General features: G+C 63.1%; 2 protein-coding genes (1 of these 2 running past the window's edge). Both read right to left on the reverse strand.

What is annotated here, in order from left to right; translation table 11 throughout:
- Positions 1 to 303 (reverse strand): DUF3467 domain-containing protein, encoded by a 303-nt coding sequence (locus WG908_RS02670; protein WP_340185025.1) that lies wholly within the window; start codon positions 301 to 303, stop codon positions 1 to 3.
- A protein-coding gene (locus tag WG908_RS02675; protein WP_340185026.1) for a putative Ig domain-containing protein crosses the window boundary here: on the reverse strand, positions 300 to 24,085 show its 3' portion. It continues 12,811 nt past the right edge of the window; the window shows 23,786 of its 36,597 coding nt (coding positions 12,812-36,597); the start codon falls outside the window, past its right edge; it ends in the stop codon at positions 300 to 302. The genes WG908_RS02670 and WG908_RS02675 overlap by 4 nt, the downstream gene beginning before the upstream one ends.

Genomic DNA, 24,085 nt, shown 5'->3' on the forward strand with positions numbered 1-24,085 from the left:
TCAGGCAAGTTTGCCGTATCGCGTTTCATAGTCGCGCACGAGTTGCGCCAACGCCTCGCTCAGCCGTTTCGCGGCAAAGGGGCTGAGGATGATCCGGTGCTGCAAATCCACTTCCAGTTCAGCGGGCGTAGCGCTGGGCTGGTCCCAATTCTGGTTCACGCCGAAATTGAGCACCACCTCCTCACGGGTGCTGGTGGCGTTGCACATATTGCAATAGCTGCTCTTGAGATTGGCACTGTTGAACCGAAGCGTCTGCTGGCGCGGCGCGGCCTGTCCCTTGGGCGTCGCGGTCTTTTCATTCATGTGCTTGTCTCCAGTTCGCCCGAAGGCCCTTCACCGGCGGGCGCGGCGGCCTTGCGGCGCTTGTCGCCCGACTTTTCTCTCGGCCGATTGAGGCCGGGAATGAGAATGGGGATGAAATCACCACCAGTCGTGCAGTCACGGTCATCGCCATTGTCGAGCAGGAAGCGCGACAGCCATGTCGAGCATTGATCATCGCCGCCGGTCATCGCGGCCATCATGCCTTGAACGGCAGGTCGCGCGCCCATGTTGATTTTCGGCGGCACGGCGGCGGCTTTCGCGACACCTGCTGCCGTGCCGGATCCATCGCCCGGTGCTGAAGCCGCTGGCGCCGGCGTGACGGGCGCGGGCGTCGCGCGCGGAGCCGATGCGGGCGATGGCGGCGTGCCGGACTCAGCCGCCGGGACCGGAGCGCCGTCGTCAGGCTGCGCCTGCTTACTGCCGTCCATGCCCTCTTCATACCAGGCCGAATCCGTCGCGTGGATATCCCGTGCCCAGCGATCCACCGCATCGTAAAAGCCATAAGTGAGCGGACCGAAATCAGCAGGAGGCACGACCTGCGATCGCCACAGCGGCGCGGGCTTGGCCGGGGTAAATTCGATGTCCGGCAGGTGGGGGTTGGCGAACGGGCGATGGTCGCGGATGTCGGCGATCAGCGAAGGCGGCGCATCGCCCCACGCCGCAAACCCCTTGTCGATGTCCAGCGCCACGCGCGTCGCGAGCCACAGGTCCGCAATGGTTTGCCGACGATCGGCATCGGCATCGCCAAAATAGCCGACCAGTTGCAGCGCCTGATCATCCTGGGTGGCGGACGGTGCGGCCGCGTTGATCGCTTCGACCCTGACTTCCAGCACTTCGCTCGACCCATAGGGAGCCGTTTCGGGCACGGTCGCGTCCAGGCTGAGTATCCAGCGTTCGCCCGCTGCGATCGGTGTATCGCTGCTGACGCTGATCCGGGCGAGACGCTTGCCGCCCTCGGCAGCCTCGGTCACGAAGCCAAGGCTCGCGCCCGCGGGGAGATCGGCCCCCGGCAACACGCCATCGACGCGCAACAGCGCGGGATCGTACATGACCGTGAATGTCATGGTCTTGACGCCGCCCTGGCTGGCGAAGCTGACTTGCAGCCCGGCACCATCGGCAAGCGGGACATCGACATGCTCGCCCGGCCCGCGCATGAAGTCGGGCAGGCTCGCGCTGCCCGCCATGGACTGGCTGAAGGTCAGGCTGGTTCGATAGGCGCCGCCGGTCAGGCCATCATTATTGCCGTCCAGCACCGAACCATCAGCGCTGATGAAAGCGCCATGGGCGATGACCAGATCATAGCTGCCATATTGCAGCGGCTTGCCATCGGCGCGGGTGAGCGCGAAGCCCAGCCCATCGGTCGCAAAGCCGAGCGTGAGCGCGACCGCATTGCCGGCACCGTCGGTCAGTTGCACCGCCCGGCTGCCCGCCAGAGCATCTAGCGGTTCGGAAACGCGCACGACCAGACCGCCATCGGCAAAGCCCGCCTGCGTCAGCCGCAGCAGCGGCGGATCATTGACGACAAGGCTGATCGGCGATGCCAAGAAACTGCCATCGTCATTGCGCAAGCGCGCGCTGACCAGGAAATTGCCATCATCGGCATATATGTGGCTGGCCGCGCTGGCGCTGCCTGCCACCGAAACGGGCGCCGTGCCATCGCCCCAGTCGATGATCCATTCGATCGGCCTGTCGTCGCCCGGATCGCTCGATCCCAGCGCAATCATATAGGTTTTGCCGGTCAATGTCGTGGTCAGGCCCGATACGCTGAGGATCGGCGCAACATCGGCCACCGCGACATTGAAGCTCTGTTCGGCCTGCGCGCCATGGGGATCGGTCACGCGGACGGTAAAGACCGCATCCGCGCCGCCATCGGCAGGCAGCCAGCTGAGCACTCCGCCGTCCGTCAGCGTTGCCCCCGCCAGTCCTGACACCAGCGAGAATATCAAATCGCCAGGCGCATCGTCGCCATCGCTTGCGACAAGCTGCAACGACAGCGCGCTGCCTTCGTTCACGCTGACCGGGCCAGGCGCCGTCAGGACCGGCGCGATATTCGTCACCTCGATAGTGAAGCCGACCTCTGCAAATGCCCCCAGCGGATCGGTTACGCGAACGATCACCGGCTGACTGCCAAGCCCGGCGGCCGTCCAGCTGAACTGGCCATCGCTCGTCACATTTGCTCCCGCCGGGCCGCTGACCAGCGAATAGGCCAACTGCGGCGCGGCATGATTGCTGTCGCTGGCGGAAAGCGTGATCGCGACATGGCCGCCCGTCTGTACCGAACGATCGGCTATCGCCGCGAACACGGGCGCGGGGTTGGACACGGTGATCGCAAAGCTGCGTTCGGCAATCAGTCCGCCGCTATCGGTCACGCGCACGGTCACAGACCGGGAGCCGGGATCGCCCGCCTGCCAGCTGAACAGGCCGCTGGCCGAAATGGTCGCACCGTCGGGACCGTTCACCAGCGAATAGGTCAGCGCTTCGGCGACATCCTCATTGTCGCTGGCCACGATCGGCAGGATTAGCAGCTTGCCGCTTTCGATCGCGATATCGCCTAGCACGGGCAGCGTCGGCGCGGTGTTGCCGATGACCGGCACGACATTCAGGGCGAAACTCCGCTGGTCGAAGGCACCATCGGGATCGGTGACGCGAACCGTGACCTGGCTGGCCCCGCTTCCTGTCGCTATCCAACGCAGTTCGCCGGCCGGCGAGAGCGTCGCGCCGGCGGGACCCGCGATCAACCTGTAGGTCAGGTCAGTCGCGACATCATCCTCATCGCTTGCGGCCAGCTGGAGCGTGAACAGCGATCCTGCATCGACGTCACGATCAGGCAGCGGGGCAAAGACAGGTGCGGCATTGCCCGGCACCACGACGGTGATGGCAAAGCTGCGCTCGGCCGTTCCGCCATCGCTGTCGGTGACGCGGACCGTGACATTCTCGATACCCGGCAGGCCGGCTGTCCAGCTGAACAGGCCCGAAGGACTGACGCTGGCGCCGGCGGGGCCGGAGATGAGTTCGTAGGTCAGAGCCGATGCGGTATCCTCGACGTCGCTGCCCAACAGATTGAGCGTGACGAAACTGCCCTGCACCGCGCTGCGATCCTGCACGATGGCAAGTTCCGGCAGGTCGTTGACGGCATTCACGGCGATGGCGACGCTGGCCGACACCGGCGCGCTCAGGCCGTCGGTGACGCTGTAGGTGAAGCTGTCTGCGCCCGCAAAGTTCGCATCCGGGCGATAGGTCCATGCGCCACCCGTCACGGTCGGCGGGATGAGCGTACCATTTGCCGGGCCGCTCAGGATCGCGACACTCAGCAGATCGCCATCGGCGTCATCATCATTGGCCAGAAGGTCGATGACGATATCCTGATCTTCATTCCCGCTGCCGCTGTCGTTGGTTGCAACCGGCGCATTGTTCGCCACCGCCTCGAACATGATATTGTCGATGGTCACGCGGCTGTCGAGATCGCCCATCGCTATGAGATCGAAGGACAGCAACGCGCCGTTGCTGCGGTCGACGCCTGCAAGCGAGACGGTCACCGTGGCGGTGCCGGCCAAAGGATCGCCGGTCACGGTCACGCCGGGGGCAAGGTAGAGCGATCCATCGGCCTGAAGGTTGAGCAGGGCGTCGGAAAGGTCCAGCCCGTCCAGATCGCCCAGCAGCGACTGGCCGGTAACCGGATCGAGCAGCGCCACTTCGAACGCATCGGGCGGCAGCGCGCTGTTCGCACCCAGCACCGCCGAACGGATCTGGAAACTGATTTCCGTCGCGCCATTGGGCAGGACGAATTTCTGGCTGAGCGAGGACAGGAAACGGCTGTCTTCGGCCAGCACGCCCAGGCCGCCGGAAACCACGCCGCCTCCAACTGGCAACCAACCCGCCGCCGCACCGAAATCGCCGTTCTGGAACGGCGCGGTCGCTGCTGTTCCCGGCGTCAGCAAGGCAAGCGGCGCAACGGCGGTGGGGGTCGAATTGCCAGTCCCGGTGAGCGTGACAGTGCGCACCGCCCCCACCACCGGCGCTGCGACCGGTACGACCGGCAGATCGGCCAGGCCCGGCAAGCGCCGCTCGCCCAGGCCCAGCGATTCATTCATCACTCGGCCGACAGTCGTGGTCGGCAGTTCCGACAGGCCAAGTTCATGGCCCATTTCGTGGATCAGCACGGTGAGCAGATCGTACCGCCCCGCCGCCGCGCTGCCGTCTATGGCGATCATCCGGCTGCCCGACGTCAGGAACTCGCTCGCCCCGTTCGGCGTGCTATCGACGAACCAGCCGCGTCCGGCACCGTCCGCATCGATCGCGATGACATGGCCTGAATGAACCGCCAGCGCCGCATCCTGATGATCGGTCACGGTAAATTCCAGATCGGCCAGTTTCTGCGCGTCGGCATCGCTGATCCCCGCCGCCATCCAGGCGAGCCGCGCGTCATCGACCAGGCCGACAAGCTGTTCCAGCGTGACGGCCGGCGCGGCGGGCGTGATCGCGACGCCTTCGGCCGCGACCTGCGGCGATCCGGGCATGACGCCATTCATCGCCGCGACCGTCGTGAAGCGGAGGTCGTCGAGCAGATATATCTGGCTGACCGCCGTCCCCAGATCCTTGGCCGCGTGGGTGATCGCGTCGATGAATGCCGCGTCCTCCAGATCCTGTTTGTCCTCCGCCGTCGGCGCCATATTTTCATGGGTGATCGTGATCGTCGCCGAGCGGCCCTTATATTCATCGGGAACGATGACCGAGAATTCGCTGGACGTGAACATCCCGGTGCCCAGATCGACCTGCCGCGCGCCTGCCTCCTGATTGGCGACCAGCGCATCGATTGTCGGCAGTCCGGCACCTTCGAAACGGACGCGAATTTTCGCGCCGGGCTGCAACATATAGGGCTTGTACACCTTGAAGGTCAGATAGGGCTGATCCTTGGGCACATAGACGAAATTGTGGGTGATGGAATCGAGGCCCGGCAGGATCCGTCGCGTCTCCATCTTGATCGCTTCCCAGATGTCGCCATCGGGCAGGAAGGAATCGATGATCTTGGTGAGGGCGGCGCTGGCCCCCATGATCAGCGAATAATTGTCCTGATTGGGGAACAGCTTGTCGAAGCCGTTTTCGATCGCATTGGAAACATAGGCCTTCAGGCGATTGAGGCCAGCTTCGTCCTTGGTATCGGCACCCAGGGACATGGTGACGCCGGTGCTTTCGACGAGCGTGTTGAGGCCGTCGTTGAGCGCTTCTGTCGCCATGCCAGCGGCCTTGAACACCTTGTTGGTCGCTTTGAAATATTTGTTGACCATGTCGATTTTCTTGCCGGGATCGAAACCGGCCCAGCCCACGACCTTTGCTGCCAGCTTCGCCTCAATAAAGTTCAGGGTCGGCAGCTTGAAATTGCCGATCGTGATCTGGTTGGCCAGGCTGACCTGGCTGTCGAAAAAGTCCTCCCAAATCTTGACCAGCACCTTCTTGACCAGCGCCTGGGGATTGGTGTTGACCATGAACAGCGCGGCGACATCGATCTTGCCGATGGCATCGGCATCGGGCAGGCCGAGCAGATCGAGCTTGAACCCCTCCCCGCCATGAAATGCGAAGCCTGGAATTTCGTATGAAATCGGGAAGCGGCCCGCATCGTCAGCCAGTTCGCCGGTCGCAATGCGCTCCAGATGGACGTTGAGCGATTCGCGCGTGCCCTGTTCGAAATTGCCGTTGAAGATGCTCTGGACGGCGGAGCCGCCGGGATTGGGCGCTTCGCTATTGTCGGTGGTGACATCGACCTCGCCGCCGCTGATGATCGGCCGGAAATCCGCCCCGCCGCCGACGGCCGAATAGAACCAGCCGGTGCCGACGCCGTCGGTGATGTTGAAGTGCGTCGTGGACGTCGTGTTGCCGGTGACCATCTGGTTCGCCGCACCGATGCGCACCGACATGCTGGGGCTGGTCACCTTGCCCGGATCGACAAAATACCATGGCTCCATATTCCATTGATCGAGCGAGGGTACGCCGAACACCTTGGGCCGGATGCCATCGTCGGTGATGCGCCGATAGATATCCAGTCCCTGGAATTTGGTCATGTTGGTGTCGATCGTGCCGGCATACCATTGCCACACGCGGCTGTGCGGGCCGCCTGCGCCCAATCCGGCGAAATCGTCCAGATTGAACCCGGATACCCCCGGCACCACGCCGCCCAGATATCGCGAAATATCCGTCGGGCCGATATCGCGCCCGTTGGGCGTGGCCGTCGTGAAGGTCTGCGACGCCGCATCCTGGTAATAATTGTCGCTGAAACTGACGTTCGACCACAATTTGACGTCGGGATCGAGGAAATCGCCGAACTTCACCGGATCCAGCTGCACGCCCAGCGTCTGCGCCAGGTCCTGGAATTTCTGAATGCGGAACGCCATCTTGGCGGCACCGGCCGCTTCGACCATGCCCTTGCCGACGCCGCCCAGGATCGCCCCCGTCGCCACCAGCGAAAGGCCGCCTGAACCGACGGCCGATCCGACGGCGCCCACAGCCGTGGCGACCGAACGCACGGCGAGCGCCAGCGACTTGAAACTGCTATAGGCCTTCGCGATGTTCAGCAGCGTGTTGACGGGAATATCCAGCGAATCCTGGACGAAATCATGCGGGTCCAGCGTCGTCATGTGGATGCCGCTGGTGACCCGGCCATAATAGCCAAGGCGCTGGATAATCTCGCTGTTGACCACCGTGCCGCGTGAATGGCCGATGAAATGCAGTGGCGAGCTGAGCAGCGTATTGCTCGATTCCGCGTCCAGATCCATGAGCGCGGCAAACAGGGCGTCGGCGGCAGCTTCGGAGAAGCCCGCTTCGGCATGGGCGGATTCGCGAACCCAGTCCGAAATCAGCACGACAGGCTTGCCGGCATAGGCTGCCAGCATATCGCCAGTGACAACCCTGGTCGGGTTGCTCATGTCCACCCAGGTGCCCTCGTTCTTGTCATAGAGCAGGACGATGCCGCCCCCGCCCAGACGCGAGATCATCTCTCCCATTTCCTGGAAAGCCGCAGGCTGGTGGAAGGAATCATTGTCGGTCCAGATGCCGTCCAATTGGAATCCGTGGGTCAGTACGGTCACGCCGTTGAATGTGCCGGCCGGCACCTGATCGGGCAGGACGGTGAACTGCCGGAAATCGCGAATGCCGAATTCGGTTGAGCGGACCCCCCAGAAATAGGTCTGGCCGCCGGTCAGGACCCGCGCGAATTCGGGATCGAACGTCAGTTCGAACTTGCCTGGCGGCAGTTCCCCATCCGGCACGACTTCGCCCGTCGCCAGAACCCGCCATTTGCCCGCTTCCAAGTTCAGCTTGGTGAAGATGCGGCTGGGATGCTTGTCGGAACCCTGCCAGTCGGGCTGTTGCAGCAAACCTCTTTCGCGGATCGGATCGTCCGGCCACAACCCGTCGCCGGGCGCCAGCGTGCTGAGATAGAAGCTGGTCTTCATCACCGATCCGGCGGGCATCAGCGTCGGATCGAACTCCCATTTGAAGGTCAGCGGTGGCGGGTTGTCGCCGTGAAGGTCCAGTTCGGTGGTAGGGGTGAGCAGATTGAGCGCCTGGACCGCATTGAGCGCCAGTCCGCGCCCGTGTCGGGTGACGTCGACGGCGCCCTGACCGGCGGATTCATTATAGATGTCGAACGGATAGTTGGGATTATCGATCGCCTTGTCCTGAAACTCGACAAGCAGCTTGTCGAAATCGCTGCGCTTGGCGATTTCACGAACCTTGTTGATGTCCATGACGACGATGTTACCGGCGCCCCGGTAATTCGCGTAAAGCTTGGTGCCGGAGCTATCGACACGCAATTCCTCCAGGAACGCGAACGGAACCGGCGTCGTCGCCCCGACGAGCCGACGGTTCGGCCCGAAGGGATCCTTGATCACGAGAATCTTGGAGCCGACCCGGTAAAATTCATCGACCAGTTGCGAATAGTCCATGTCGCGATACCAATAGAGTGTCGGCAGACCCCAATCGGCGACGAACATATATTCCAGGTCGGGCGTGACCGCGATGCCGGACGCATTATGGACGTTGAGATCCGGCACCCGGCCGATCGAAAAGCGGCCGTCATCGGTGCTGCGCTTCTTGTCGACGCTGATGACCAGCCCGCCGATGGTGAACGGTTGTTCGAACACGCCGATTTCCTGACCCATGGTCAGGGTCGCGATCTGGGTAACGACGTGCGTTCCCGCAGGCGTGCGCTCCAGCAGCTTTGCGCCACGATTGCGGTCCCCGCGGGCCACGAACACCATCTTGTTGGGATCGACCGTCGGCTGGATATCGAACACCTCGATGCCCGCCGCCACCTTGTCCACGACCGTGCGCCATCCATGGATATTGGCCTGATCCTCGGCCGGACGCTGCTCTTCATCGACGTTGACGACCATGATCAGGCCGGCATCGCTGTTCTGATTGTTGATCCAGGGGCGCTGGCCGAACATTTCGGATACCGGCAGGCCGACATAGAGGCGGGTGCCATCGGCGTTCAATGCCATGCTGGTGATATGGCCGAACTGTTCGCCCTTGCTGGTAATTTCCATGTTCAGCGTATGCTGCGGGTCGGCGACGACCTTCAGGTAATTGTCCCGGCCCGGATCGATGTTGATGACATAGACCTTGCCCAGACCGGCAGCGTAGAGATAGCCGTTTTCCGTATCGACCGCGAGCGCCGTGACCACGCCGCCCTCGACCTTGATGAAATCATTGTCGCCGTTGGGATTGAGGTCATATTGGCGCAGCGTCAGCGTATCGATGACGGCAATGCCCTTTTCGGTCGCAACAAAGGCAGCGCCCAGGTCGCCGGTCACGACGATTTCCCTGACCGGCGCGCCCAGATCGATACGGGCGATCAGCTGGTCGGTAGGCTGTGCGGTTTCGAACGACAGCTTGCGATCGATGATCTGCACGCCCTTCGCATCGCCGACAAACGCATATCCCGCCTTGTTGTCGATCTTGACGACCGCGCTTTCGACCAGCTCGGTGAAGTCATTGGGTTCGCCACTCGCCGACCCGAACGATCCGACAGCCGGGCGCACGATCGTGATATCGCTGGCCCCCAGCAGAACGGTGGGGGGCGCGGTGAAGCTGAGCCGCTGTGTCCCGCCAACCTCTCCCGTTATCACCGCGTCGGATATGACCACGCGCTTGGATCCGTGGGTCAGGACGACGCGGACATTCTCTTTCTTGGCGCTGATCGACCCGGCTTCGCCGTCGATGAAGTCAAGGCCCGTTATCGTGACGGCGGTGCTGCCGTCATTGGCGACCAGGGTTGCGACATTGGACACCACAGGCCCCTTGTCGGACTGGAAGGCCTGCGGCGGGAAACTGGCAAGGATCGTCTTGCCGTCATTGAGTTCCGCCTGCGTGAATTCAGGTGACAAGTCGATCCGGCGGACCGCCGCCTGATCTTTCGCCAGATCGGCGTAAATCTGGATTTCCTTGAGCTGCGCGAACAGCGGCAGCGCAATGGATCCAAGCGCGGCCCCAGCCAGGCCCAGCGCCACCGTTGCGCCTGCCAGGCCGCCCACCGCGGCAATGCCGATCGCCGGCGCGAACACCAGCGCATTGAGCGCGGTGAAGCCGACATTCAGCCGCAGGATCGGCAGGGGCTTTGCCGCGCCCGCGACCAGCACCGCGCCGCGCCTGCTCAGGCCGGGGAACGGCGGCGACTTGGCCCGTGCCATGCCGTCCGCATCGATCACCCCGGAATCGATGACCGTCCAGACCGGAATGGTTTCGCCATTGGGTCCCAGCGGCAAATCAACGCTGGCGAAGAACCAGACCTGATCGCCCGGATTGCCCGCTACCGGCACCGCGATCTGGACCGTATCGTTGAATTCCGCGCCGTCGACCTGGAGGTCGAATGCGCTGAGGAAGTGGAACGCATCGGTCGCCGGCATGACGATGGGCAGTTCAGCCTCCGTCAGCGTATCGATCGTGACCGTTGCATTGCCGCTCAGCGCGCCCGGTCCAAAGGCGATCTGGACGCCATCGGCATTCTGCACGATCGCGCCCTCAGCGCCATTGACCGCAACATCATCGCCTATGACCGGCGGGGCGACGGTTACCATCACCCGGTCTTCACTGAACCCGTTGATCACAGTGACAAAGGTCGACCCGGCGCCGACCCCGCGCATCAGGCCGGTTTCATCCACGGTCACGATCGCGCTGTCGGCGGACACATAGACGGTCCCTGCCGCCGCGCCGTTGGCGAAGGTTTCCTCCGTCACATCAAGGCTGGTGATAATGGCGCGCGAACCGCCGTTGGGCAGCAGGGTCACGCTGTCGGGATAGGCGTTGATCCCGTAAATCTGCGTCATCAACTCGCGCACGCTGTCGGGATCGCCGACCGTCAGCGACGTAGCCGCAGCGATATTGCCGCGCGACACCTTGAGATAAGTCGCCCCCTGAGCCAGAGCCAATAATGTCCCGTCCGCGCCCAAGCGGACGATATCGGGATGGCCGACGCTCGCCGTCACATAGGAATAGGGCAGCGCAACATCGGCCTGATCGGCAAACTGACCGACAAGCGCCACGCCGCCGCTTTCGCCCGGTGCGGCAAAAGCGGGCTGGCGCAGTGCGAAATTCAAGGACAACAAGGCGGCGTCGGAGACGCTGATGTCGATCACGCCTTCGGCCGAACTGCCAAAGCCGTCATCGGCCGAAAAGCGGATCGACGCCGCGCCCGAATATCCAGCTGTCGGCGTGAACAGAACGCCAAGCCCGTCGGCGGCAAGGGCGGCCGCTCCGCCAGTCGCCCCGACGATACGGAAATAGAGACGGTCGCCATCCGGGTCGGTCGCAAGCTTGGTCAGATCAACATAACGCTGCAAGTCGACATGGGTTTTTTCCAGCGAAATCGTGGCGGCGATCGCCGGCGACTGGTTTGCACGGAAACCATAGTTGGCAGCGACGATCTGATTGTCGATCGCGTCCGTCGCGCCATCGCCGCTGACATCCGATCCGGCAAGGGCGGCGACCACGGCGGCGCTGTCCAAGCCATCGACCTTCGCATCGCCGTTGATATCGCCCGCGACGCGCATCTCGAAGGAATAGGCTCCGCTGCCCGAAATCCGCAATTCATGCAGGCCCGATGTGGATAGCGCGAACAGGGTCACAAGCTTGCCGCCCGCCCGGGCGCTCGCCAGAGGGGTGAGCCCTGCGATCTGGGGCGTTACCGTGCCTGTGGTCTCTACCCTCAGGATGACGAACGGGTTGGGCAGCCCCTCCAATTCGCTCTCGCGCAGCGTGAACGCAAAACTTTCCGCGCCGCCCGCACCCAGATTGCCCGAGACGGTCTGGCCGGTGAACGTCGCCGGGGTCGCCAGATCCGCGACGATCGCTTCCGTCACCACGGTGCCGTCGCCATTATGGACGATCCGTTTGCCCGCGCCCGATGAAGGCACTTCAAGCGCCAGCCGACCATCGACATAGCCATAGCGGATGCCCGCCCCGGTCACGAGATCGCGCAATGCGGTCAGCCGGTTGTCCTCGTCCCAGCTATAGATGCTGGCCTTGCCCGATGCATCGGTGACCTGGGTAACATTGCCGCGCGCGTCATGCAGGAAGCGCAGCGCATCGCCGCCCAGCGCGGTGACGCCGCTGTCGCCGATCAGCAGCTTGCCCGCTGACTTTTGAATTTCAACGGTGCCGCGCTGGCTGTCGAGAATGGAAATCGTGCCGTCAGGCGCACGCAGGGCATAGTCCCGGTCGCCGAACACAGGCGATCCGGGATTATAGGCCGCGCCGCTATCCACATCGTAGAATTTGCCGCCAATCTTGCGAAGCTGGACATCGATAGAACTGAGTTGCCAGCCATGTGTGCCATCCGCCGTCCAGGCGGGGCGGTAGAAGGTCTGGCCGCCGATGACTTCCTCGACGGGGCTGAAGGTGAAGCCTGCCCGTTCGCCGGTGGGCAAGGTCAGGAACAGTCGCGTGCCGATTTCGAACGCGGGCAGCGCGCCGCCTGCATTGGGCTGGATCCCTACGCTGGTGACGATATCGGCGTCGATCCCCAGGAACGTCCATTTGCCCGTAATGCTGTCATAGGCCCGGACCAGATCGAACGGCACGCCGCCCAGCACGGTCGATATATCGACATGCTGCGTCGTATAGCGGGACAGCTTGTTCGCGCCCGTGCGCAACTCGATCGTGGCGCTGTCGACGCTGGTGCGACCGGAAATATCGGTGGCGGTCAACCGCAGACGATAGAAACCGTCAGCCAGGCTGCGCCCGTCCAGCGTCGCGAGCGTACCCGAAAGGTTGGCGCCGCCTTCGCCGAGCAGGGTGACATCGCCCTGTCCGTCGATCAATTGCAGCGTCCAGCCGTCGAGATTGCTGTCGTCGATCGTCCCGGTGATGGCCAGGGTCGATGTAACGATAGCGTCGTCAATGACGCCGTCGAACAGGGCGCTGGGCGCATTCTTGTCCAGCGGGTCGCGCACTTTGAGGATTTGCGTGATGGTTTTTTCACCACCATCTGCGTCCCGCGCAGTAACGGTGAAACTATATTTGCCCGGCGAACCGGCAACCACCGTTGCCCGCCCATTTGCGTCGAGCGGCACGTCCTGGCCATCGAGCAGAACGCGCAGCGATGTGATGTCGGCCAGGCTGTCCGCCACGGCGTGGATCAGCACATTTTGGCCCGGCGCCGCCGGGAAGCTGGGCGTCAGTTCCAGGCGGACGACTGGCGGCACGGGATCGATGGTGGCGCGCAGCAATATGGTTTGCCGCACCTTGGCCCGTCCGTCGTCGGCAATCAGGGTGACGGCATAATCGCCCGCCTGACCAGGACCAGGGGTCCAGACAAATTCGCCGGTAGCGGCGTCGAAACTCGCTCCTTCGGGCAAATCCTCGGCAGAGAATGTCAGGACGTCTTCGCTATCGGGGTCGCTTGCCCGCACGATGAAGCGCTTCTCCTCGCCGATCAGGAAGGCATGATAGCCCTCATCCAGCACCGGCAGACGATTGACGTTGGCCACCCGGACCATGACGTCGATGCTATCCACCGCGCCCAGCGGGTCGGTCGCGGTAAAGCGCAGAACATGATCCCCGGCCTGTCCATAGCCTGGCGTCCATTGGATCTCACCGCGCTCCGGGATGAAAAGCATGCCTTCGGGCAAGCCGTTGGGGACCTGGTAGATGATCGGGTCAGCATCGGGATCGCCCGCGATGATGCGGAACAGCATCGGCGCGCCTTCCCGCGCCAGTTGCAGGCCCATAGGCACGAACACCGGTGCCTGATTGGCATTGGCGACCGTCAGTGTGATCGTTTCGCTGCTGCTGGAATGGCCGTCGCTTACGGAGAAGGTGACACTATATTCGCCGCTGGAGTTGAGCGGCGGGGTCCAGACGAATGCGCCGGATTGAGGATCGAGCGAGGCGGTGTCCGGCGCGCCGCTCATCGTGAAGGTCAGCCGGTCATTGTCCGCGTCAGCCCCGACCAGGGTGAACGCGAGTGCGGCGCCCTCCGTCACACTTTGGTTGCCTACCGGAGCCAGTTGCGGGGCCGCATTCGTTGCGCGCACGACCACCTTGAACGATGCCGTGCCGCTCACGGGCGTAACGACGCCGCTGCCCGAATCCGTCACCGTCACTGTGGCATCATGGCTGCCGGCCTGCGCCAGCGTCGGCGTCCATTCGATCGTCGCCTTGCCGTAAACGCCGGTGGGGGTGATGGTGGCTCCGGGCAGCCCGGCGAGCGCATAGGTCAGCGCGTCCTGGTCCATGTCGGCGACATTGACGGTAACCTTCATGGTCTCGCCGATCACCGCCACGACATCGCCAATATGGCCGATTTCAGGCGCTTCGTTGGGGCTGGTCACCTTGATCGTGAAGGCATAGCCGCCGCCAAGCGGCTTGCCCGATCCGTCCCCATCATCAGTCGCGGTGACGATGACGACATGGTCCCCGCGCGCATTGGCACCGGGCGCAACGCGAATCTTGCCGGTGCCGTCGCCATTATCGACGAAGGAGATGAAATCGGGCAGCGGACGGAACGGGCTTTCGTTGCGCAGGGCCAGGACCAGCGGATTGCCGTCCGCGTCGCTCGCGCTGACGGGAATTTCGAGGACCGCATCCTTGGCAACAGTCACATTTTCGATGGGACTGACCACCGGACGACGGTTCTGGTTGAACACGCTGATGGGAACGATGATGTCCGTCGTCAGCGGAACGCCCGTCCCATCGCCGGTATCGGTCGCGCGGAAACGCACGACATGGTCGCCAGCCTGCGCATTGGTCGGCGTCCAGGTGAAATCATAGGTTTCGGGATCGAATGTCGCGCCGGGCGGGATGTCGCCGATCAACTGGACGGTTACGGTCCGCGACGTCTCGCTGGTTTCGACCGCCTCCCCGTTTTCGCCGTTGCGCAAAGCGGGTGTGTAATAGGGATTGTCGGGATCGAAGGCGAAAACGTTGAAGGCAAGCTGCTGGCCTTCGAGAATCTGCCACCCTTCAAGCTGGTCGAATATCGGTGCGGCATTGGCGTTGCCGACCGTAATCTTTGTCACGAACCGCACCAGCGTTTCGCCGTCGGTAACGAAGAAGGCGATGTCATAGACACCGTTCTGAATATAGTTGGGCGTCCAGGAAAATTCGCCGGTCGTGGGGTTCAGCGCCGCGCCAAAGGGCAGGTTTTCCGCGCCATAAGACAGTTCGCGGTCGCTGCGCGAACTGGCGTTGATCCGAAAATTGACGAGATCGCCTTCGCGTGCGATCCTGTCGGCGACAGGCACCACCTGTGGCGGCTCGTTTCGTTCGGCAACGAACAGGGTGACAACCACCTCGTCACGGGACAGGCCATCGGTGACGAAGAAGCGGACATCATATGTCCCCGCCGATTCATAGCCAGGCAACCAGGAGAAGGCCCGCGTTGCCGGATCGAAGGTGGCTCCGGCGGGCAGCCCGTCCGCCCAATAGGTCAGCGGCTGCGATTCAGGATCGACCGCGACCAGCTCGAATTCGAACAACTGCCCTTCACCGCTCGACACGGCGGAGAGCGACGATGTGAATTCCGGCGCGCGATTGCCCCCGGCGATCGCCAGCACGAAACGCTGGAGCGAAACGGCGCCGCGAGCGTCGAACGCCTCGATCACCACCGGGGTGATCGAGGCCGTACCGGCAGGCGGCGTCCATTGCAGCAGGCCGGTCGTCGCGTCGATCGTCATGCCCGCAGGCGCAGTGAGCAATCCGAAGGATACCGCCTGCCCTTCGGCATCGTTCGCCACGACTTGATAGCGCAGCGGCGTTCCCACGGTCGCCGATTGCGGCGGCACACTGACGAAGGACGGCGCGGTGTTGGGGACGGCATTCGCAACGATGCCGGTCACGAAATCAAGCCTGCGATTGGCCGATGTCGTGATTGAAACCGTCCGGCCGGACGTGCTTTCCCCTGCCTCCAATATGCCATCAGTCGGCAGCGCACCGGACAGGTCGATCAGGAAGCGTCCGTCGTCGGTCTGGCCGGTCGCACCCACCGGAACGCCGGGGAAGCCGCCAAGCGGGTCGATCGTCAGCAAGGCGGGCAGGGTGATCGGCCCGTCGGTCTTGTTGGTAATCGTGACCTTGTAGGAAATGGTGCCCGTCTCGCGGTCCAGTCGGGTATCTTCGAACAGGATGTCGACAAGGGTCGAGATATCCTCGAACGCCGCGAACCCGGTCTGGTAATTGACGCCCATGCGCTGGCCGTTCGCCGAAGTCAGCGGAGCGCCGATGGTCAGCGTGTAATCGCCCGCCGGGATATTGCCGACGTTGAGATAAGCGGTCCGGCTGGCGGCGTCATAGGTGACGGCGCGGATCTGCTGCGCGCCCAAAGTGGCGTGACTGAGCGTGTAATATTCGGCATTTGTCACCGATCCGGCCTGGCTGGCCGATCCGGCGAACATGTCCTGATCGAATGTCACCGACAGGAAGGCCTGCGGCAGCGCGATCTGCGCGCCGGGGGACGGATTCGTGGCGACCACGATGGGCGCGGTCGCAGGCGCGATGAGGTCGACCTGGTTGCTCTGGCTGACCAGCACGCGGCCATCGCTGGTCGTGATGACGACATCTCCGCGCGACCCTCCCTTGGCCACGTCGATCCGCCGCAAAGTCGCGGTATCCACCATGGTGAGTGCGCCGCCCGGTTCCGCCAGCCCCGCATCGTCGACTGTTCCAGCGGTGTGCGTGACGAACAGCAATCCGTCGAGCCGCGTTCCCGCCTTGCCAAAGGCAAGCGAATCCGCGGGCGCATCGAACGTCAGCATGGTTTCCGCACGCGCGCGATCGGTGAAACGCACCACCTGCTTGCGGTCCGGCCATGCCACGGCCCACAATGCGCCATCATTGTCGAATGCGAGACTGCCGACACGCAGGTTTTCGTCCCTGCTCCACTGGGTGAAGCTGCCATCGTCGGGATCGAAGACCGACACGCCGCTGTTGGTCGACACATAGATTTTGCCGGTGGCGGGATGCACCGCCAGCGCAATGGTGACGCCATCGCCGAACCGGTCGAGAATAGCCCCTGTCTGTGGATCGAGCCGCAACAGCGGCCCTCCGCCCGTGGTCGCCCACAGTCCGCCGTCGCCATCGAACGCCATGTTGAAAATGGCGGTGTCCAGTTCTGCAAACGGTGTTGCCGCTTGGCCGCCCTGTCCGCTGAATTTCCAGATCGTGCCGCGATTGGCGCCGCCGGAAACCAGGAAATCGCCCTCCGGCGTCTCCACGATCGCCATCGGCCCGATTTCGGTCGTGCTGCGCGTGATGCCGGTGGCGAAGGCGCGCGCGGCAAAGGGATTGAGGACGGAATCGAATTCGCTCGGCGCGCTTAGCGGGGCCGCGGCAGGAACCAGCGCTTCGGCTTGGGTGAACAGCGCGTTGATCGAAGGTTCCGGCGTCGGAGCGGGCGGCTGACCGAAATTGGGCGCCGTCGTGTCGGGCACGGTGGGCACACCGCCCAGATTGACGCTGGACCCGTCGGAAATGGCGTTGACGCCGGGCCTGGGCACTTCGCGATTGCCCGCAATATCGGTCGCCAGTGCCAGGAATTCATAAGTTTTGCCTGCATCGCCCTCAAAGACAAGCATACCGGCCACGTCGGGCAACATCCGACGCCAGATTTTAAAATCACCCCCATTTTCAGCGGCATAAAGCGTCACATGCTTGACGCCTGAACCGCCGACATCATCCTGAACGCGCCAGTTCACTTCGAAATTCGCCGTCGTGCCCACTCTTTTGGCGGTGAGCGTGCTCGTCGGCGCGGCCGCGTCCACCATTTGACTGAGGACAATGGTATCCTCGGGCGCGAAGCCATCCATCAGCACTCGCGCGGAGGCGGAAATGCGCTCGCCAGTCGCCACATCGTCCGCAGGGACGATGGTGTAGCTGACAAAGCCCGCGCCCGTCCCGCTCGCATCATTGGGGGCCAGCAGGCCGCGGGTCGCATCCTGCAGGACTTCGCCCGTCAACGGGTCGATCGCCTGGATAAGCCAACTTGCGCTCGCCGGCTGCCGGAACAGGTCCAGCACCGCGCTGATCCGCAGGATGAACCCGCGCGTGGCGGTAAAGTCGATCTCGGCATCGAAACTGGTGCGGCCATCGGGCACGTCGATGTTGATATCGCCGATCTTGATATCGCCGAGGCGGAAGCTGCGCGGATCGAGATCGGGGTCGAGCGTGGTCACGACCTGGATTTCGTTGGTATAGCGCGCCGAGCCTGCCGCATTTTCGAAGCTGACGGTGTAAGGTAGTTCCGCCGCGCCCGGCAGCCAGCCCTGCGTGTCGAGCGTTTGCGGACCTGTGATCGATGCCAGCCGGTTGACCTGACCCTCGCTGGCGAAGAAGCGCGAGAAATCGAGCTGGGCAAATTCCTGCCCATCGACCGGCTCCGGCCCGTTGATCTGGAAATCGGCGGGCAACCCCGCGCCGCGCTGGTCGAACGGCACCCATGGCACGAAAATGCGGAACGCTTCGAAATGCGTGGGCGTGGACAGTCCCAGATCATAGTCCGCCCGGACCGGGAGCGCCGGAACCGGTATCTCGCCATCATATCGGTCGCTGTGGCGCGGGTCCATATATTCAATGGCCGCCATCAGCCCGTCTTCATGCCCATAATAGCCGCGGACCTGATCGAAGAAGGCGAGCAGATCGCCGGTGGAGCGTACCGCAGACCCACCGGGGCCGAACAATATCCCCGATGCCAGCGTCGTCATCAGGCTGACGATATGCTGTTTCGTCCGAATGGGCGGAACGTCCTGCTCGTCGCGCAGCAGTCCGGCCTGCTCCAGCGCGGCGAGATAGAGGTCGGTCCACTGCCCTTTATCGGCGGCCAGCGCCAGCAACGGTGGGGGCGCATCATTCGCCTCAAGGATCGCGGTGCGCAGGTCGCGCGCCTGCTTCGACTGGAAGTCGACAAATTCGGCCCGCGTCATCGTCGTGGCCGCCGCGACGATATGGAAGCGGAACGGGATGAACGGGATTTCATCCTTGCTGGGAACAGCGCTATTCTGCTGGTAAAGGCCGACAAAATCGAGTTGGTCGAGCGTGCTGCGCGCGGCAGGCATGATCTCGCTCACCTTGTCCTTGACCGCTTCCCACCAGTCGCCAAGGCCACCCTCGTCACTGTCCAGGATCGGCGCGAGGTCGGGGAACAGGCTGTTCATCCTATCCTGAAACGCGCTGAACGCACGATCCGCCATTTCCTTGAGCCCAGGATAGGTGCGAACATTGACGCTAAAGCCGCCAAAACCGTCGGCCGGCTGATCGAACAGGAAGCCCGATGTCAGCAACTGCCCGTTGGTGTTGGTGATCGATTCCAGGTTGATGAAGGGAATATCGGCATTGTCGCCACCCTCTGCGCCCTCTGGAATACCGCGCACATTGGTGAAGAATTCGAGGAATTTGAGGCCATAGACATATTGGTTGTAATTCAGTTCCGGCACGCCGACCTGGAAATAGGTGTAGGGCGCATCGAGGTTCGAAATATTCTGGAGCGCGATGGAATAGGTCGCCTGGTCGCCCGCCAGTATGACACGCGGCCCACCCACGCCGATCGTGACTTCGGGTTCGATCCCACGCTCGATCAGGAAGCGATAGGGTTCGACCGTTTCGGCGCCATCGGGATTGGTGACCTTCAGGTCGTAAAGGCCGTGCGGCGCGTCGGTAAAATCGAATGTCGCGATAATCGTGCTGCTGTCGACCACCTCCCAGGCGACAGGCTCAAACTCGGCGATGCCGGGCCGGGACAGCTTCAGGATCGCATCCTCATGGAAGCGCGCGCCCTTGATCGTGGTGGTGACATAGCGGCTGTCGCCGCCGGTATCGGTCTCTATGCTGGTGATTACCATCGGCATGAGATCGGCGATCAGGCGGACCGTGCTGCCTTCGTCCGGGCCGCTATGGCCGCGCACCATCACATAATAGACGCCCGGCTCCGTATCCGGCACGATCGCGGTCAGTTCCTGCGCCAGCGGCCCGGCATAGGTCGCGTCGAACAGGGCGGAGGTCGGCACATCGTCATGCCGCAGGAATACTTCGTTGATCGCACGCTCATCATCGGACGCCACGCGCAGCCGCAGGGTCTGTTCCGCCGGCACGACGATACGATAAAGCCGCTCCTGCCCCGGCTTGAGATTGGCCGACAGCGGGATTCCGAGCGTCAGCGTCTCGATGGAGATGCTGGTGGCGTTGGCGGCGGCGGTGATGTTGTTCGCCTCGCCCGCATCCTCGAACAACTGGTTGCGCGCATCGGCGCGAACGATAATGCGATAATCGCCCGCCGCCGCGCCGGGCAGCGTGGTATTCAGGCTGAGCGTATAGCTCTGGTCCGCCAGCAGCGATCCGGCAAAATTGGCGCGCCCCAGCAGCTTGTCGCCCACGTCCCAGGTCGCATCGCGCGACAGATAGACCGCATCGCTCCAGCTTCCCGAAGCGGTCACCATGCTCTTGTTCGTCACCGTCCAGCTGACGGTGACGGGATCGCCCGCCTGCTTGTTGTCCGGCGCCACGATATCCGTGACCTGAATGTCGGTTGGCGGCGGCAGCTCGATGACCATCGGCACATCGCTGCCACGGACATTGTTGCGCTCGTCCGCTTCAAAGAGACTGCCGGTAACGTCATAGCGCGCCGGATCGGTCACCACGAAAACATAATAGGCTTCGGTGCCCAGGTCTCCCGGAACGACGAAATCCTTGACCACGGAATAGGTGCCGCCCGCGTTCAGACCGCCGTCATGGCGGATCGAACCCAGGAAACGGTCCGATGTCAGGTCGAGAAACGGATCGCGTGAGAGATAGACAAGGTCGTCCCATTGCGGTTGCAGGGCCGGGGTAGCGCCGCCCACATTGGTGACGCTATATTCCACACGGAAGGGCTGGCCACGGGTCGCGCGCAAAGGCACCCCGAGCGTGGCGACCTGAAGGTCCGGCGGGGTATAGGGCGTCAGCGTGACCGGCTGCAGGGTCAGGTTGTTGCCTTCCCCTGCATATTCCCGAACCTTGCCATTGACCGCGCCGCGCACCCCGGCCAGGCGGGACGAAAGCGTGCTTTTGGCATAGCCCGATTGTTCAAGGCCCAAATCCGCCGCCGCGATGACGTTGAAATCACCCTCCAGCTCGAACGGCAGGCTGACGGTGACCGTGGCAATATAGGATTCGCCGGGATTGAGGATGCCGACATGCGCATTTTCCGCGCGGACGATCACGCCGGGCGCCGCTTCCCGCGACATCAGCCAGTCGCCTTCATCGAGCGAGGCATCGAGCGACAGATAGACCCGGTCCACCCAGGAGTCCTCGCGCGTCGCCCGCGTGCCGACATTTTCGACGCGGAAGCTGATTTCAACCGTGCCGCCCGCAGGCAGCGTGTCCGGCAGGGTCAGTTCGGTAACCTTGAGGTCCGCCTCGCGATAGACGACCGGAAACTGCGCCTGTTCGACCGTCCCCGCGGGCAGTTCGAATACGAACTTGCGGAAAGCATCGTCCTTCAGCGCATCATTATTGCCCGACCGGACGATGTCGCTGGGCACCACCGGCCGCGATGGCGTGTTGGTGAACACATAGACATAATATTCGCCGTCCACCCCGGGCGGCATGTCGAACTCCAGCGTGTTGCTGTAGCTCTGCCCGGTTGCCAGCCCTTCATTGGCCTGCGTTACCGAACCCACATAGGTCGCGCGGTTCGCAATGAAGGTCGGGTCCTTGGACACCCAGATCTGATCGGTCCAATATTGCGTGCCCGACCAGACCGGCGCGCCCTTATTTTCGACGGTATAGGTAACGCTTGTCCGTTCGCCGGAATAGGCGACGACGCCCGGCGCGGCGGGCACCACGCTGACCACCTGCAAGTCGGCAGGGGCGTTCGTCACGGTGGTGGCGGCGAACTTTGCGTTGTCGAGCATGTTAGGGTCACCGCCCAGTGTCGACCTGACGATGACATAAAGCCCGGCAGCGGCAGGATTGAGCGTGAACGTCGCGCTGTTGGTATAGCTTGCACCCGGATCGAGCGACGAGAGATTCTGGAAACTGCCAAGATCGAATATGTTGCGCGCATTTTCCAGCAACGGCGCATCGGACAGATAGACCTGGTCCGTCCAGCCATTGGCCTGCGCATCGCCGGTCGACCGCACCGTCCAGCTGACGGTGAAATCCTCGCCGCCCTTGGCCGACGCCGGAGCGGTTACATCCGTCACCGCGATGGCGCGCGTGCTGGAAACCGGCGGGGTGCCGACGATCTGGATCGCGCGGGCGCGATAATTGCTGCTCTGGATTTCGGCCGGATCGTCGGGGTTGACATTGATCGCCAGCGAATCTTCCAGCAGCGTCGCATAGGGATCGACCCAGGGCATGATATAATATGTGCCGGACACCAGGTTGGCAGGCAGGGTCACAGTCAGTTCGCGGTCATAACCCTGCCCTTCCACAAGCGGGCCTCCGGTGTAGGGAAGGCTGGTGAGCAATATGTCGCCAAGGCCGGGGTGCGGACGGTTCTTGTCCCTGGTCAGCCAGATCTGCTCGGTCCATTGACCAAGATTGCTGGTGCCAGCGCCACGATTGGTCACGGTATAGCGCACCGGCACGCTGTTGCCCTCGAATGCCTGGGCGTTGGTGACGACATTGTCGACGACAAGATCGGCGAACGGCACAGGTTCGACATAAATCTGGTGCGCGCGCACGTTACTGGCCGCCGTGTCGTTCGGCCATTCGTCGATGGCGTTGCCGGTATCCGTGGCCACCAGCACGAACACATTGCCCCGGAACCGCAACGGCACGGTGAAGGTCGCGGAACTCGACTCATAGCTGTCCAGCGAATCGAGCGCGATCGGATTGGCCAGCTGCGACACGAGGATATCGTCGCCGCTGATCTTGTCATCCAGCGACAGCCAGACCTGATCGGTCCAGTTGCCATTGGCTTCGACCAGCCCCTGATTGATGACGGTGAAATCGACAGACGCGGTGGCCCCCGCTGCCACCCTGTCAGGCGCGATGATTTCGCTGATCTGCAAATCGGGGCGCGGCAGCACCGATACGAGGATAGATTCGTCGTCGACCGAACGATTGTTCGCCTCGGCGGAATGTTCATAAACGGCGTCGCCTGCATCGGTGACAACGATCACCTCGAACCGTTCGCTGGTTTTGGCCGGCAAGCGCATTTCCTCGCGCCGGCTATAGCTGGTCCCCGCCGCCAGCGGGCCGGTATAGCTATAGGTGCCGATCAGCGTGCCTGCGCCGCTGTCGCCCGCCTTGCGCAGATAGACCTTGTCCACCCAGCTGCCCTCGGCCGCGCTCAGCCCTTCATTCTTGACCGTCCAGCCAATGTCGACCACGCCGCCCTCGACGCCATTGGCCGGCGCGGAGATGGCCGTGACGCGAAGATCGGGCGGCGGCGAGAGCGAGATGCTGATCGGGGCGGATGTGCCGCTATTGTTGCCGGTAAAGGCAAATTCATAGGGCTGGCTGCCCGGATTATCGCCGCCCGGCGCGATTACGACGATACGGTAATCGCCCGCTATGCCATCGGGCAAAGTGAAGTTGGCCGTGCGGTCGTAACTGTCCCCCACCCCAAGGAAGCCGAGATGATTGACCGAACCAAGCAGGATCCGGCCACTGCCATCGGTCCTTTCCAGATAGACGCTGTCGAACCATTCGCCGGTATTGGTCAGGCCGATGCCCTGATTGCTTTCCCGCCAAGTCACATCGATGGACGTGCCCGATTGCGCCAATGTGGGCGCCACCACGCTTTCGATCTGCAGATCGGCCCAGGCGATCGGCGACACGTCGAAAAAGCCCGTCAGTGCGGTGCGGTTCGCATCGGCGCCGTTTTCGAACACCGCCTCTGTCGCATCTGAACGAACGAACAGCGTGTAGCGACCGTAGAATCCGGCAGGCAGGATCAGATCAAGGTCGGCGTCATAGCTGTCGCCCAGTGCCAACCCGCCCGAATGGACCAGCTCGCCCAACATTAGGTCGTCGCCATCGCCGAATATCTGATTGCGCGACATATAGACGCGATCCGTCCAGCTTCCGGTGGTCCCAAGGCCGGTGCCGATATTGGTGACAGTCCAGCCGACCGTGACGCGCGCGGGATCGTTGATCGTACGGGCTGGCGCGGTGACGTTGCCGACGTCCAGGTCGGCATAGGGCGCAAGGCCCACCATAAGGGCGACAGAGGCGCTGTTGTTGGTTTCGCCTCCACCGGTTTCGGGCACGGTGGCGCCGCTATCGCTCTGCACGATGATGCGATATTCACCCGAAGCATCAATGGGCAGATGGACGGTGAGCGCACCGTCGTAAA

The organism is Sphingobium anseongense, assembly GCF_037725245.1.
Taxonomy (GTDB): domain Bacteria; phylum Pseudomonadota; class Alphaproteobacteria; order Sphingomonadales; family Sphingomonadaceae; genus Sphingobium.